Annotated in this window: 11 protein-coding genes and 1 pseudogene; 4 read left to right on the top strand and 8 right to left on the bottom strand. The window is 67.2% G+C overall.

Going from position 1 to position 13,577, the window contains the following annotated elements; genetic code table 11:
* The first annotated feature begins 151 nt into the window (after positions 1-151).
* Complete coding sequence (locus tag V6W80_RS00915; RefSeq protein WP_338545642.1) at positions 152-484, top strand: endonuclease domain-containing protein; 333 nt, start codon at positions 152-154, stop codon at positions 482-484.
* Here the strand turns inward: V6W80_RS00915 and V6W80_RS00910 are convergent.
* Positions 471-2,429 (bottom strand): DNA topoisomerase III, encoded by a 1,959-nt coding sequence (locus V6W80_RS00910; RefSeq protein WP_338545641.1) that lies wholly within the window; start codon positions 2,427-2,429, stop codon positions 471-473. The two genes, V6W80_RS00915 and V6W80_RS00910, sit on opposite strands and share 14 nt — an antisense overlap.
* A 243-nt stretch (positions 2,430-2,672) precedes the next feature.
* On the opposite strand from V6W80_RS00910, the gene V6W80_RS00905 reads away from it, so the two are divergent.
* Entirely contained in the window at positions 2,673-2,864 is a 192-nt protein-coding gene (locus V6W80_RS00905) for a hypothetical protein (protein WP_133860042.1), read from the top strand.
* Positions 2,865-2,882: 18 nt separating this feature from the next.
* Here the strand turns inward: V6W80_RS00905 and V6W80_RS00900 are convergent, their stop codons facing one another.
* Positions 2,883-3,788 (bottom strand): LysR substrate-binding domain-containing protein, encoded by a 906-nt coding sequence (locus V6W80_RS00900; RefSeq protein WP_338545640.1) that lies wholly within the window; start codon positions 3,786-3,788, stop codon positions 2,883-2,885.
* A gap of 155 nt (positions 3,789-3,943) precedes the next feature.
* On the opposite strand from V6W80_RS00900, the gene V6W80_RS00895 reads away from it, so the two are divergent.
* Positions 3,944-4,558, top strand: coding sequence for a glutathione S-transferase (locus V6W80_RS00895; RefSeq protein WP_338545639.1), 615 nt, complete (start codon positions 3,944-3,946; stop codon positions 4,556-4,558).
* Positions 4,559-4,694: 136 nt separating this feature from the next.
* On the opposite strand, the gene gcvT is transcribed toward V6W80_RS00895, so the two are convergent.
* The 5 genes and pseudogenes from gcvT to vapB form a co-directional block, all read right to left on the bottom strand.
* Positions 4,695-5,804 (bottom strand): glycine cleavage system aminomethyltransferase GcvT, encoded by a 1,110-nt coding sequence (gene gcvT, locus V6W80_RS00890; RefSeq protein ID WP_017642370.1) that lies wholly within the window; start codon positions 5,802-5,804, stop codon positions 4,695-4,697.
* Between the two features lie 209 nt (positions 5,805-6,013).
* On the bottom strand, positions 6,014-8,869 hold the full coding sequence (gene gcvP / locus V6W80_RS00885) for an aminomethyl-transferring glycine dehydrogenase (RefSeq protein ID WP_338545638.1): 2,856 nt from the start codon (positions 8,867-8,869) through the stop codon (positions 6,014-6,016).
* 7 nt (positions 8,870-8,876) lie between these two features.
* On the bottom strand, positions 8,877-9,245 hold the full coding sequence (gene gcvH, locus V6W80_RS00880) for a glycine cleavage system protein GcvH (protein WP_173149869.1): 369 nt from the start codon (positions 9,243-9,245) through the stop codon (positions 8,877-8,879).
* Between the two features lie 333 nt (positions 9,246-9,578).
* Positions 9,579-9,710, bottom strand: a pseudogene (locus V6W80_RS00875) (VapC toxin family PIN domain ribonuclease); the annotation flags it as partial.
* The gene (gene vapB / locus V6W80_RS00870) at positions 9,662-9,934 is read right to left on the bottom strand and encodes a type II toxin-antitoxin system VapB family antitoxin (RefSeq protein WP_338545637.1); all 273 of its coding nucleotides are present in this window, start codon (positions 9,932-9,934) and stop codon (positions 9,662-9,664) included. The pseudogene V6W80_RS00875 and the gene vapB, both read right to left, overlap by 49 nt.
* A gap of 296 nt (positions 9,935-10,230) precedes the next feature.
* Between vapB and poxB the strand changes: the two genes are divergently transcribed.
* Positions 10,231-11,955, top strand: a complete 1,725-nt coding sequence (gene poxB / locus V6W80_RS00865; protein ID WP_338545636.1) for a ubiquinone-dependent pyruvate dehydrogenase — start codon at positions 10,231-10,233, stop codon at positions 11,953-11,955.
* Between the two features lie 18 nt (positions 11,956-11,973).
* Here poxB and V6W80_RS00860 read toward each other — a convergent pair whose 3' ends face one another.
* Complete coding sequence (locus V6W80_RS00860; RefSeq protein ID WP_338545635.1) at positions 11,974-13,491, bottom strand: sigma-54-dependent transcriptional regulator; 1,518 nt, start codon at positions 13,489-13,491, stop codon at positions 11,974-11,976.
* Positions 13,492-13,577 lie beyond the last annotated feature (86 nt).

Raw genomic sequence — 13,577 nt, 5'->3', positions numbered from 1 at the left:
CGCAAAACCCTCGTGCCAGAGCCTCGCCAACCGCAAAGCTCCAGGCGATACTCCCCAGATCACCTCTCGCTCCGTACCACCCCCTCTCCCTCCGGGAGAGGGCTGGGGTGAGGGCAAACCCGACACCCAAACCCCCAGGGAAAGGATTCCCATGCCTCTCATCACCCATGCCCGCGCCCTGCGCCGCGGCCAGACCGATGCCGAGCGCGCACTCTGGTATCACCTGCGCGGCAAGCGTCTGCAGGGCCACAAATTCCGCCGCCAGCACCCCTGTGGCCGCTACATCCTCGACTTTGTCTGCCTGGAAGCGCGTCTGGTGATCGAGCTGGACGGCGGCCAGCATCAAGGCAGCGCCAACGACCGTGAGCGCGATGCCTGGTTGGAGACCCAGGGCTTCCAGATCCTGCGCTTCTGGAACCACGACGTCCTGACCCAGCCCGACGCCGTGCTCGAACGCCTGTACGCCGTCCTCAGCCCGGCTTGACCTTGGGCTTGCGCGCGCGCGGCGGTGCGCCACCCGGCTTGGCTTTGGCCTTGGTCCCGCCGGTACGCCGCTTCTTCTTCCAGGGCGCGCCCTTGCCCGCCGGCGGCGGACCGCTGATGGTCAGGGTCAGGCCAAGACAGCGCTCCACCTGCTTGCCCATCCAGGCCGACTGCTTGGTGACGAATTCGACCAGGCTCAGTTCGCCTTCCTGCACCCGATCCAGTGCCTGCTCCCAGAGCGCCGTGGTGCCCGGATCGGCGATGGCCCGGGGCACGGCGTCGATCAGGCCGAAGGCCGCCGGCGTCGCCGCCAGGGCCTTGCCCTGCTTGACCAGATAGCCGCGGTCCAGCAAGCCCTGGATGATGCTGGCGCGGGTCGCCTCGGTGCCGATGCCGGTGGTGTCCTTGAGCTTCTGCTTGAGGGCCGGATCCTCCACCAGCTTGGCGACGTTCTTCATCGCCTTGATCAAATCGCCCTCGGTGAAGGGCTTGGGCGGCTGGGTCAACTGATCCCGGCAGCGCACCTCGACCACCGGATAGGACCCCCCCTCGCGCAACTCGGGCAGCGCCTGGGGCGGCGGCGCCTCGCGGCCCTTGGGCGGCGTGAGCGACTCGGGCATGGCGCGGCGCCAGCCCGGTTCCACCAGCCGTTTGCCGGTGGCGCGCAGCCGCTCGCCGCCCGCCTCGAAGTCGGCCTGAGTACGATCGAATTCGTGCTGCGGCAGGAATTGCGCCAGGTAACGGGCACGGATCAGGCTATAGACGTTGCGCTCCTGCGGACTCAAACGCCCCAGGTCGCGGGTCACCAGGGTCGGGATGATGCCGTGGTGAGCGCTGACCTTGGCGTCGTTCCAGGCCCGCGAGCGGCGACTGGCGTCCAGGTGATCGCGCAGGGGGGCGAGACTGTTGTCGGCGCCCAGCAAGGCGGCCAGCAGCGCCGGCGCCTCGGCGTGCTGGGACAGCGGCAGGTAGCCGCAGTCGCTGCGTGGATAGGTGATCAGCTTGTACTTCTCATAGAGCGCCTGGGCCACGTCCAGGGTCTGCTGGGCGCCCAGGTTTAGGCGCTTGGAGCAGACCTCCTGCAGGGTGCCCAGGTCGAAGGGCAAGGGCGCCGCCTCGCGGATGCGTTCGGTCTTCAGCTTGACCAGCCGTGCCTGCCCGGCCGCCTCGATGGCCCGCGCCGCGGCCTGGGCCACCTCGGGCTTGAGGCAGCGCCCCTGGTCGTCACAGACGTCCTCTGGCGGCTGCCATTGGGCCTGAAAGCGACTGCCCGAGGCCTCCAGGGTCGCCTCCACGGTCCAGAAAGGCATTGGCACGAAGGCGGCGATGGCGCGGTCGCGGTCCACCACCAGGCGCAGGGTCGGGGTCTGCACCCGCCCGACCGAGAGTACGCCCTGGTAGCCGGAGCGACGCCCCAGCAGGGTGAACAGCCGGCTCATGTTCATGCCGATCAGCCAGTCGGCGCGCGAACGCCCCAGGGCGGACTGATAGAGTCCATAGGTCTCGGCACCGGGCTTGAGCGCGGCCAGGGCGCGGCGGATGGAGACGTCGTCCAGCGCAGACAGCCACAGCCGGCGAATCGGCCCGCGATAGCGGCAATGTTCCACCAGCTCGCGGGCGATCATCTCGCCCTCGCGGTCGGCATCGGTGGCGATCACCAGCTCACTGGCCTCGCCGAGCAGGCGCTTGACCGCCTTGAACTGGCTGCCGGTGGTCTTCTTGACCTGCAGCTTCCACTGCTCGGGGACGATGGGCAGGTCGTCCAGCGACCAGCGCTTGTAGCGGGCGTCATAGGCATCCGGTGGCGCCGTTTCCAGCAGATGACCGATGCACCAGGTGACGGTCACGCCCTGCCCCTGCAGGCAGCCCTCGCCACGGCGCGTGGCGCCGAGGACACGGGCGATGTCCTTGGCCTGGGATGGTTTTTCGCAGAGATACAGCTGCATGGCGGGCGTCGCGCGAGGGGAATCGCCACAGGATGCAAAGCCTGCGCGCCCTGCGCAAGAACTAATCTGTATATCCGTACAGAAAACGGTCTTGGCGCAAATTCGCCCAACAGGCCACAGCGCGCTTAGGACGTGGATCACAGCTTGAACGGCTGCTACCGGGGGAGCGGAATCTTGCCCGTGGCGGCCGGTCCTTGGGCTACGGCACTTTCGCCGTCTTTAGCCGAGCTCTGGGAGGCGTCAATGAACACTGTAGCTATGGATCGCGCCACGGCCGAGAGCACCGGCGCCGGAAATTTCGTCGACACCGCCAGCGGCCAGGCCCTGCGCGCTAGCATTTCGGCCATGCGCCGGACCACTAGCCAGGTGCAGCGCATCAACGATCAACTCTGGGAAGTCTGGCCGGACGGCCGTCGCAAGCTGCTGCTGCGCTAAGACGCTCCGCCCGACGCCCTAAGCGGGCGTCGGCGCCTCCAGCGCGGCCAGATAGGTCGCGACCTCGGCCTGGATCCAGGCGCTGAAGCGCTCCTGCTTGTCCGCCGATTCGGCACGTTCCGGCCAGACCAGCCAGTAGGCATAGGGATAGGGCGCCGTCACCGGACTGAGCTGGACCAGACGCCCCTCGTTCAGCGCGGCCTGCACCAGGCTGCGCCGCTCCAGCGCCAGCGCCTGACCAAGGCGTAGCGCCTCCAGTACCACGTTGGAATCGTTCACGCTGATGCCGCGATTGGGCGCCGCTTCGCCTAGACCGGCCGTTTCGCCCCAGTGCAGCCAGGTTTCCTCCGTGTGCAATAGCGGCTGCGTGAGGGCCTCGTCCAGACTGCGCGGCAGTTGCCCACCGTTGTAACCAGGCGCCGCCACCAGCAGCACATCGTCCTGAAACAACCGTAGCGCCGTCAGGCCATCCCACTGCCCCTCGCCCATGCGCACTCCAATATCCACCATGCCCTGGCGCAGATCCTGGAAATCCAGGCTGGTCTGGATACGGATGCGGTACTCCGGGTGCAGGGCGCGAAAACGCGGCAGCCGGGGCAACAGCCAGTGGGTGGCGAAGGAGGGAAAGGTGGCGAACACCAGCTCGTTGCGCCGCGGGCGGGCCTGCAGGCGCCGCGTGGCTTCGCCCAGATCGTCGAGCAACTGGCGGACCTGCTCGGCATAGACGCGACCGTCGCCGGTGACCTCGATCCCGCGCCCCTGGCGCTCGAACAGCACCATGCCCAGTTGATGCTCCAGCCCCTTCACCTGCTGACTGACCGCGGCATGGGTGAGGTGCAATTCATTGGCGGCGCGGGTCACGCTGCCCAGGCGGGCAACCGCTTCGAAGCAGCGCAGGGCATTCAAGGGCGGCACGCGGGACATGTAAGTTTTCCTTAACGATCCGGTCAGAATTTCTCGCTGGTGGCAGCTTCGCCGAATGCTTAATGTCCTGTCCAGAGCGGCACCCAGTGTGAAACACATGACAAGGGTGACGTTCCACGTGAAACAGGATTCACTCTTTCTGACAGGATGCCCTCATGCAACTCATCGGCATGCTCGACTCCCCCTATGTGCGGCGAGTCGCGATCTCCCTGCGCCTGCTGGTGCTGCCTTTCGAACTGCGCCAAGTGTCGCTGTTTCGCGAGGTCGAGCGCTTTCGCAGCTTCAATCCGGTGCTCAAGGCGCCCACGCTGATCTGCCTGGACGGCCAGCGGCTGATGGATTCGTCGCTGATCCTGGACTACGCCCAGCATCTCGCCTGCGGCAGTCGCCAACTGCGACCCGCTGGCCATGCCGCGCGGGCGACCGCCCTCAGTCGCAGCGGCCTGGCGCTGGCCCTGTCCGAGAAGGCGGTGCAGCTGGTGTACGAGCGCGACCTGCGGCCGGAAGACAAGCGCCATGCGCCCTGGCAGCAACGGGTGGAGGGGCAGTTGCGCGCAGCCTGTGGCGCCCTGGACAAGGCCTGGCTAAGCCCGCGTCCGCCGCTGGGCGAGGACAGCATCGGCCAGGACGCCATCGACACCGCCGTGGCCTGGACCTTCCTGCACTTCGCCCTGCCGGGACTGATCGAGCGGCGCAATTATCCGACGCTGGAGGCCCTGACCGCCGAAGCGGAGGCGCTGTCGGTGTTTCGGGATTATCCGGTGGCCTAAAGAGCATCGCGGCCATGGCGGTACGCCGAGGCGACTGCTCCTACGTCTTACCGGTTTATCGCGGCCATGGGCCGCTCCTACAGAGGGTGATGCTTTTGTAGGAGCGGCCCATGGCCGCGATGTTATTGGCGACGGATTACCCGCGGTAATACCGCTGCGGCACGAAGGGCGTCTTGGCGACCTTGACCGGCACCTGCTTGCCGCGCACCACAGCGAACAGCTGGGTATCCAGGGCGGCGAAGTCGCTGTCGACATACCCCATGGCCACCGGCGCCCCCAGGGTCGGGCCGAAGCCGCCACTGGTCACGCGACCGATGCTGGCGCCATTGGCATCCACCAGCTCCGCGCCTTCGCGCACCGGCACCCGCTCCTGCACCAGCAGGCCGACACGCTTGCGCGTCACGCCGTCGCGCTGTTCGGCGAAGATACGCTCGGCACCCGGGAAACCGCCAGCGCGGCCGTTGCCTTCACGACGCACCTTGGACAGCGCCCACCCCAGGTTGGCCATCACCGGCGTGGTGCCGGCATCCATGTCGTGGCCATAGAGGCAGAGGCCCGCTTCCAGGCGCAGGGAATCCCGGGCACCCAGGCCGATGGCTTCGACTTCCGGCTCGGCCAGCAGGCGGCGGGCCAGGGCTTCGGCGGCAGCACTCGGCACCGAGATCTCGTAGCCGTCTTCGCCGGTGTAGCCGCTGCGACTGACGATGCAGGGCTGGTCCAGCAGCTTGACGCGGCGGACCTGCATGAAGGTCATCTCGGCCACTTCCGGCGCCAGGCGCGCCAGCACCGCGGCAGCGGCGGGGCCCTGCAGGGCCAGCAGGGCGCGGTCGAATTGCGGCAGCACCTGGCAGCGGTCGCCCAGGTGCTTTTCCAGGTGGGCGAGATCGGCTTCCTTGCAGGCGGCGTTGACCACCAGGTAGAGGCAGTCACCCAGGTTGGCGACCATGAGGTCGTCGAGGATGCCGCCGTTGTCGTCGGTCAGCAGGGCATAGCGCTGCATGCCGCTGGGCAGGTCGATGATGTCGACCGGTACCAGGGTCTCCAGCGCCTCAGCGGCTTCCTCGCCTTCGAGCAGGACCTGGCCCATGTGCGACACATCGAACAACCCGGCCTGGGCACGGGTGTGCTGGTGCTCCTTGAGCACGCCGAGCGGGTACTGCACCGGCATCTCGTAGCCGGCGAAGGGCACCATGCGGGCGCCGAGTTCCAGGTGCAGGGCGTGCAGCGAAGTCTTGAGCAGGGACATGGTGGGGCTCCGTGTCGGCTTTCACGCTCTGGTCCTCTGTTCAGCGAGGACGAACGGGGAAGCGGTGATCTGGTTGATCGCGCCCTGCTGTTGGAAGCGGGCGCGACTTGGGTGGTTCGGGTTTGCCCTCACCCCAGCCCTCTCGCAGGGGGAGAGGGGGAAGAGCGGCTCTGCTCCCCTTCTCCCGGAAGAGGGGCCGGGGGTGAGGGTCAGACCTCGCCGTAGGCCTCGATCGGCGGGCAGGAGCAGACCAGGTTGCGATCGCCGTAGACGTTGTCGATGCGCGCCACCGGCGGCCAGTACTTGCCGTCCACCAGGCTCGGCAACGGGAAGACTGCCTGCTCGCGGCTGTAGGGGTGGGTCCACTCGCCCGCCAGCTCGCGCGCGGTATGGGGCGCGTTCTTCAGCGGGTTGTCCTGGGGATCCAGGGTGCCGGCTTCCAGGGCGCGGATCTCGTCGCGGATGGCGATCATGGCGTCGCAGAAGCGATCCAGTTCCTGCTTGGACTCGCTCTCGGTGGGCTCGATCATCAGGGTGCCGGCCACCGGGAAGGACATGGTCGGGGCATGGAAACCGAAGTCGATCAGGCGCTTGGCCACGTCGTCCACGGTCACGCCGCTGCTGTCCTTGAGCGGGCGCAGGTCGAGGATGCACTCGTGGGCCACCAGGCCCCCGGTGCCGCTGTAGAGCACCGGATAGTGCTCTTCCAGTCGACGGGCGATGTAGTTGGCGCTGAGGATGGCGATCTGCGAGGCGCGGGTCAGACCGGCGCTGCCCATCATCTTCAAGTACATCCAGGAGATCGGCAGGATGCTGGCGCTGCCATAGGGCGCCGCGCAGACCGCGCCGTCCTTGCGTTCCAGCCGGGCATGGCCGGGCAGGAAGGGCGCCAGGTGCGCCTTGACGCCGATGGGGCCGACGCCCGGACCGCCGCCGCCATGGGGAATGCAGAAGGTCTTGTGCAGGTTGAGGTGGGAGACGTCGCCGCCGAACTGGCCCGGAGCGCAGAGACCGACCATGGCGTTCATGTTGGCGCCGTCGATATAGACCTGCCCACCGTGGTCATGGACCACCTGACAGATCTCGCGGATGGCCTCTTCGAACACCCCGTGGGTGGACGGGTAGGTGATCATTAGCGCGGCCAGGCGCTCGCTGTGCTGCTCGGCCTTGGCGCGCAGGTCGTCGAGATCGACGTTGCCGCGCTTGTCGCAGGCCACCACCACCACGCGCATGTCGACCATGCTGGCGGTAGCGGGGTTGGTGCCGTGGGCCGACGCCGGGATCAGGCAGACGTCGCGCTCACCCTGGCCGCGGCTCGCGTGATAGGCGCGAATGGCCAGGAGGCCCGCGTACTCGCCCTGGGAGCCGGCGTTGGGCTGCAGGGACACGGCGTCATAGCCGGTGGCGGCGCAGAGCATGGCCTCCAGCTCGGTGGTGAGTTGGGCATAGCCCTCGGCCTGGTCAGCTGGGGCGAAGGGGTGGATACCGCCGAATTCGGCCCAGGTGACCGGGATCATCTCGCTGGCGGCGTTGAGCTTCATGGTGCAGGAGCCCAGCGGGATCATGGTGCGATCCAGGGCCAGGTCCTTGTCCGCCAGCTTGCGCAGGTAGCGCATAAGCTCGGTTTCGGATCTGTGGCTGGCGAACACCGGATGGGTCAAGAAGGCCGACTGGCGCTGCAGCGCCGCGGGCACTTCCACGCCCTGGGCATCGCCCAGCTCGGCGACCTGGGGCGCGGCCTTGCCGTCGGCGAGGATCTCCAGCAGCGCCTGGACATCGGCCAGGGTGCTGGTCTCGTCCAGGGACACGCCCAGGGCCTCGGCGCTGACCTCGCGCAGGTTGTAGCCACAGGCACGGGCGGCCTCGTGCAGGGCGGCGGTGCGCGCGCCGAACACCAGGGTCAGGGTGTCGAAGGCAGTGTGCTGGGTCTCGTGGCCCAGGCGCTGCAGGCCGGCGGCCAGCAGGCTGGTCAGCCGCTGCACCCGGGTGGCGATGCGGGTCAGGCCTTCGGGACCATGGTAGACCGCGTACATGCTGGCGATGTTGGCCAGCAGCACCTGGGCGGTGCAGATGTTGCTGGTGGCCTTCTCGCGGCGGATGTGCTGCTCGCGGGTCTGCAGCGCCAGGCGATAGGCCGGGTTGCCGTGGCGGTCGATGGACACGCCGACGACACGCCCGGGCATGTCGCGCTTGTACTTGTCCTGGGTGGCGAAGTAGGCCGCGTGGGGACCGCCGAAACCGAGCGGTACGCCAAAGCGCTGGGCGGTACCGATGGCCACGTCCGCACCCAGTTCGCCGGGCGGGGTGAGCAGGGTCAGGGCCAGCAGGTCGGCGGCCATGGCCACCAGGGCACCGGCCGCCTGAAAGGCCTGGATGCTTTCCCGGTAATCACGGATCTCGCCGGTGGTCATCGGGTATTGGAACAGCGCGCCAAAGAAGCGGCCGTGGTCCTCGATTTCGGTTTCCACGCCCACCACCACCTCGATGCCCAGGGGCTCGGCGCGGGTGCGCAGGACGTCCAGGGTCTGCGGATGGCAGTGCACGGAGGCGAAGAAGGCGCCGGCCTTGTTTTTCGCCAGGCGCTTGCAGAAGGTCATGGCCTCGGCGGCGGCGGTGCCCTCGTCCAGCAGCGAGGCATTGGCCACCGGCATGCCGGTGAGGTCGCCGATCAGCGTCTGGAAGTTGAGCAGGGCTTCCAGGCGACCCTGGGAGATCTCCGGCTGGTAGGGGGTGTAGGCGGTGTACCAGGCCGGGTTTTCCAGCAGGTTGCGCAGGATCGGCGCCGGGGTATGGGTGTTGTAGTAGCCCTGACCGATCATGCTCTTGAGCAGGCGATTCTTGCCGGCGATGGTGCGCAGCTCGGCCAGGGCGTCGGCTTCGGACAGTCCGGCGGGCAGGTCCAGCACGCTGGTGCCCTTGATGCTCTCGGGGATCACCTGGGCGGTCATGGCCTCCAGGGATTCGTAGCCGAGCAGGTTCAGCATGGCGATCTCGTCCAGCTCGCGCGGACCGATATGACGCGGGACGAATTCGTCGGCGGTGCTGAGGGTGTCGTGCAGCGACATGGCGGTCTTACCCCTTGATCAGTTGCTGATAGGCGGCTTCGTCGAGCAGCGCGGCGAAGGCTTCGGCATTGGCGGGCTGGAAGCGAAAGAACCAGCCGGCGTTCAGCGGATCGCTGTTGATGGTTTCGGGCGCGTCGTCGAGCGCCTCGTTGACGGCCAGGACCTCGCCGTCCAGCGGCATGGTGATGTTGCTGGCGGCCTTGACCGACTCCAGCACCGCGACCTCATCGCCCTGGGCGTAGCTGCGCAGCTCCGGCAGTTGCACGAAGACCAGGTCGCCCAGCGAGTCCTGAGCATAGTCGGTGATGCCGACGGTGATACTGCCATCGGCTTCCTGACGCAGCCATTCGTGTTCTTCGGTATAGCGCAGACCCATTGCCAGACTCCTGCGGACCTTTGTCCTGATGGATAGATGGGTCTGGTTGTGCAAGGGCAATGCCAGGAACAAAATTCAGTATTTTCAAGGGCTTAGCGGGTCAGAGTATGGTGCTCTGTAACGAAATCGTTACGATTGACAGATTAGCCGCCTATAGCCGTATCGATTTTCGAACACCGTATCTAAATCATTACAATGTTAGCTGGGCTCTTGGATCTGACAGCCAGGCTGAACGGGTTGCAGGCTGCTGTCCCTTATCCATACAGGGTAAACAAGGCCAGCGTGAACGCCCTCGCCGACCCATTCCCTTCGGCAGTAACCAATCTTTAAAGTACGCCGTTGCCTGGTGTGCGCCGCGGCTTCCTGACCGTACTTCAACACGTCCAGACGTACGGCGAAGCCCTAGATCTGCTCCATCAGGGTGATCGTACTGATGCACAACTGCCCTTGGTGTCGAGTGAAGGCTCACGCCCCCGCTCGGTGGGCTGGCCACGTTCCGCCATGAAATCCGCCGTGACACCCTCCCCCTCGAACCAGAAATCCCAGGATCCCCCGACCGGAGCGATGATCCTCGCGCGGCCAACGGCGACCGCCTCGACACGCTTCACGTCTTCGGGCAGGGCAGCAACCGCCTTGGGCAGTCTCCCCGCCTGGCTGCGATTGCTCTGAAACACGGCACCTTGATCCAAGCTCGGCCTCCCGGAACGTATCGGCTGTACATCCCATATTGGGAGCAAGGCCAGATCTGTCAATCGGCATGCTCTCGGCAGCGGGCGACGCAGCTGGCAGAGCGCTCTGCTCGCGGATGCCACCTGGCGAAGCCTGGGCAAGAACGCCGGAAGCGGAACGTCAGCGGAGCCGGAGGCCAGATTCAGACAGGAGCACCCAAGGCGAACTTCCGCCCCGCTCTGTCGGACCAAGAAAGCACAACAAGACCTCTGCCAAGCGGCTTTGCTCTCCCCCACCCTTGCCTGGAGTCTTTGTCATGGCTGTGAAAACCGTTGCCGATCTGCTCGTCGCCACCCTCGAAGCCGCGGGTGTAGACACCATCTGGGGCCTGCCGGGCGATTCGCTCAACGGCCTCACCGAAAGCCTGCGCAAGCGCGATCGCATCCGCTGGCGCGGCGTACGGCACGAAGAAGCCGCCGCCTTCGCCGCCAGTGCCGCGGCCGACACCAGCGGGCGCCTGGCGGTCTGCGCCGGCTCCTGCGGTCCGGGCAATCTGCACCTGATCAACGGCCTGTTCGACGCCCAGCGCAGCGGCGCGCCGGTGCTGGCCATCGCCGCCCAGATTCCCTCCAGCGAAATCGGCCTGGGCTATTTCCAGGAGACCCACCCGGAGCGGCTGTTCCGCGATTGCAGCGACTTCTGCGAGGTGGTCTCCCATCCCGAGCAGCTGCCGCGCATCCTCGAGACCGCCATGCGCTCGGCCATTCTCAATCGCTCGGTGTCGGTGGTGGTGATTCCCGGCGACGTGGCCCTGGCCGAGGCGCCGCTCAAGGAAGCCCAGTGGAGCGAGCCGGTGCGTCCGGTGGTGGTCCCGCCGGAGGCCGAACTGGACGCCCTGGCCGAGTTGCTGGCTGGCGAGAAGCGCATCACCCTGCTCTGCGGCGCCGGTTGCGCCGGTGCCCATGCCCAGGTGGTGGCCCTGGCCGAGCGGCTGCAGGCGCCGGTGGTCCATGCGCTGCGCGGCAAGGCCCATATCGAGTACTCCAATCCCTATGGCGTGGGCATGACCGGACTGATCGGCTTTTCGTCCGGCTATCACGCGCTCAAGGAGTGCGACCTACTGCTGATGCTGGGCAGCAATTTCCCCTATCGCAACTTCTTCCCGGATCACGGTCGGGTGGTGCAGATCGACGTGCGCGGCGCCCACCTGGGCGTGCGTACCCCGCTGCTCAAGGGGTTGGTGGGCGATGTCCGCGCCACCCTCGACGCCCTGCTGCCGCGCCTTGCGCCCAACAGCCACAGTCGCTTCCTGGAAAAGGCCCAGCAGCACTACCGCAAGACCCGCGCCGAGCTGGACGAACTGGCCACCGCCACCGCCGATGGCGAGCCGTTGCATCCGCAGTACCTCACCACCCGGGTCAGTGAACTGGCCGCGGCGGACGCCCTCTTCACCTGCGACGTCGGCACCCCCACGGTATGGGCGGCGCGCTACCTGGCGATGAACTTCGAGCGCAAGCTGGCCGGCTCCTTCAGCCACGGCTCCATGGCCAACGCCCTGCCCCAGGCCATGGGTCTGCAGGCGGCCTATCCCGATCGCCAGGTGGTGGCCCTCGCCGGCGATGGCGGACTGTCCATGCTGCTCGGCGAACTGGCGACCCTCGCCAGCGAAAAGCTGCCGGTCAAGGTCATCGTCTACGACAACGCCACCCTGGGTTTCGTCGCCATGGAGATGAAGGCCGCTGGCATGATCGACGAGACCACCGATCTGGGTGAGGTCGATTTCGCCCGGGTGGCCGAGGCCTGCGGCGTGCGCGGCTGGAAGGTGGAATCGGCCAGTCTGCTCGACGCCACCCTGGAGGAGGCCTTCGCCCACCCCGGCCCGGCGCTGGTGGACGTGCGCATCGCCAAGCAGGAACTGTCGCTGCCACCGAAGATCGAGGCCGCCCAGGCCAAGGGCTTCAGCCTCTACATGCTGCGCGCGGTGATGAGTGGCCGTGGCAGCGAGGTGGTGGACCTGGCCAAGACCAACGTCTTGCGCTGATCCGGACGCCCGCGGCCTCTAGCGCCGCGGGATGCCGTAACGTCGCAGGCGCATGGCGATGGCCGAGTGGGACGTCTGCAGGCGCGCGGCCAGCTGGCGGCTGGACGGATACTGTGGATAGAGCCGTTCCAGCAGCGCCGCCTCGTAGCCCTGGACAGCGGCTTCCAGGGTGCTGACCTCGGTTTCGACCTGACCGGCCACTGCGGTACCGGCCAGGTCCAGGTCGTCGACGTCGATCTGGCCACTCTCGCTGATGGCAGCCGCCCGAAAGAGGATGTTCTGCAATTGCCGGACGTTGCCCGGCCAGGCATTGCCCAGCAGCACGCCGTAGGTGGCCGGCGCCAGGCGGCACGGTGGTCGACCGATCTGGGCGCAGGCCTGCTGCAGGAAGTGCCGCGCCAGCAGCAGGATGTCCTGGCCGCGCTCGCGCAAGGCCGGCACCTGCAGGCTGAGCACGTTGAGGCGGTAGAAGAGGTCTTCGCGAAAGGTGCCGGTCGCGACCATGGCCTGCAGGTCGCGATGGGTGGCGGCGAGAATGCGCACATTGACCTTGGTTTCCTGGGCCCCGCCAACGCGGCGAAAGCTGCCGTCCGAGAGAAATCTCAGCAGCTTGGCCTGCAGATAGGGCGACATCTCACCGACCTCGTCGAGAAACACCGTGCCCTGGTCGGCCAGCTCCAGCAGGCCCGGCTTGCCGCCGCGCTGAGCGCCGGTGAAGGCCCCTGGGGCATAGCCGAACAGTTCGCTCTCGGCCAGGCTTTCCGGCAGGGCCGCACAGTTCAGCGCCAGAAAGGGCGCCTCGCGGCGGGCACTGGCGGCGTGGCAGGCGCGCGCCACCAGCTCCTTGCCGGTACCGGTTTCGCCCAGGATCAGCAGTGGCGCCTCCAGGGCGGCCAGGCGCTGGGCCCTGGCCTTGAGGGTACGGATGGCGGCGCAGTCACCGAGCAGCGAATCGAAGCCCTCGGGGGTGTCGTGGCGCAGCGCCGAGAGGCGGCCGCCAATGCGGCTAGGGGCATAGAGGGTCAGCAGCCCGCCGGCTAGTCCGCCCACGGGTTCGCCAATGGGGGTGGCGTCCAGCAACAGCGCTTGGCCGCGCAGCACCACCTCGCGCAGGGGCAGGCGAAAGCCCTGATCCAGCAATTCGGCGGGCAATTCGCTGTCGTTGAAGAGTTCGGCCAGGGTATTGCCGGCGCCTTCGCCGGCCAAGGCGGCAAAGGCCGGATTGGCCAGCAGGATGCGTCCCTCGCCGTCCACCGCCAGCACCGGATCGGCCATGGCGGCGAGCAGGGCATCGAGTTGCAGGGAGCGTCGCTGGCCCGGCAGGATGTCTACTACCCGCACCGCCTCGACCCCCACCACGGTGAGCAGGGCGGCGCGCAATTCCTCCAGCACCACCGCGCTCAGGGTCGGCGCATCGATGTAGACATTGGGCGGCACCATCTCCACGGCGTCCAGATTGAGATTGCGCGCCCCGAGCAGCGCCAGGACTTCCTGAGTGATGCCGACACGATCGATGAACGACACATGGATACGCATGGAAACCCTGGGGTCTGAAAGCGAAAGGGCTAATGCTACCCAAATGCTCGGGGTAGAATCACTTCTCATTTACCCAGGCGGGACCG

It is taken from the genome of Pseudomonas benzopyrenica, assembly GCF_036884265.1.
Taxonomy (GTDB): domain Bacteria; phylum Pseudomonadota; class Gammaproteobacteria; order Pseudomonadales; family Pseudomonadaceae; genus Chryseomonas; species Chryseomonas benzopyrenica.
The sequence above is the reverse complement of the archived record's forward strand: the minus strand, read 5'-3'. Positions and strand labels throughout refer to the sequence as shown.

What these genes read in the sequence shown, in the direction of transcription:
- gcvT (WP_017642370.1), bottom strand. Translation starts at nt 5,804, where the DNA reads ATGTCCCTGCTCAAGACTTCGCTGCACGCCCTGCACCTGGAACTCGGC.
- gcvH (WP_173149869.1), bottom strand. Translation starts at nt 9,245, where the DNA reads ATGGGTCTGCGCTATACCGAAGAACACGAATGGCTGCGTCAGGAAGCC.
- gcvP (WP_338545638.1), bottom strand. Translation starts at nt 8,869, where the DNA reads ATGTCGCTGCACGACACCCTCAGCACCGCCGACGAATTCGTCCCGCGT.
- V6W80_RS00895 (WP_338545639.1), top strand. Translation starts at nt 3,944, where the DNA reads ATGCAACTCATCGGCATGCTCGACTCCCCCTATGTGCGGCGAGTCGCG.
- V6W80_RS00905 (WP_133860042.1), top strand. Translation starts at nt 2,673, where the DNA reads ATGAACACTGTAGCTATGGATCGCGCCACGGCCGAGAGCACCGGCGCC.
- V6W80_RS00900 (WP_338545640.1), bottom strand. Translation starts at nt 3,788, where the DNA reads ATGTCCCGCGTGCCGCCCTTGAATGCCCTGCGCTGCTTCGAAGCGGTT.
- V6W80_RS00910 (WP_338545641.1), bottom strand. Translation starts at nt 2,429, where the DNA reads ATGCAGCTGTATCTCTGCGAAAAACCATCCCAGGCCAAGGACATCGCC.
- V6W80_RS00860 (WP_338545635.1), bottom strand. Translation starts at nt 13,491, where the DNA reads ATGCGTATCCATGTGTCGTTCATCGATCGTGTCGGCATCACTCAGGAA.
- V6W80_RS00915 (WP_338545642.1), top strand. Translation starts at nt 152, where the DNA reads ATGCCTCTCATCACCCATGCCCGCGCCCTGCGCCGCGGCCAGACCGAT.
- poxB (WP_338545636.1), top strand. Translation starts at nt 10,231, where the DNA reads ATGGCTGTGAAAACCGTTGCCGATCTGCTCGTCGCCACCCTCGAAGCC.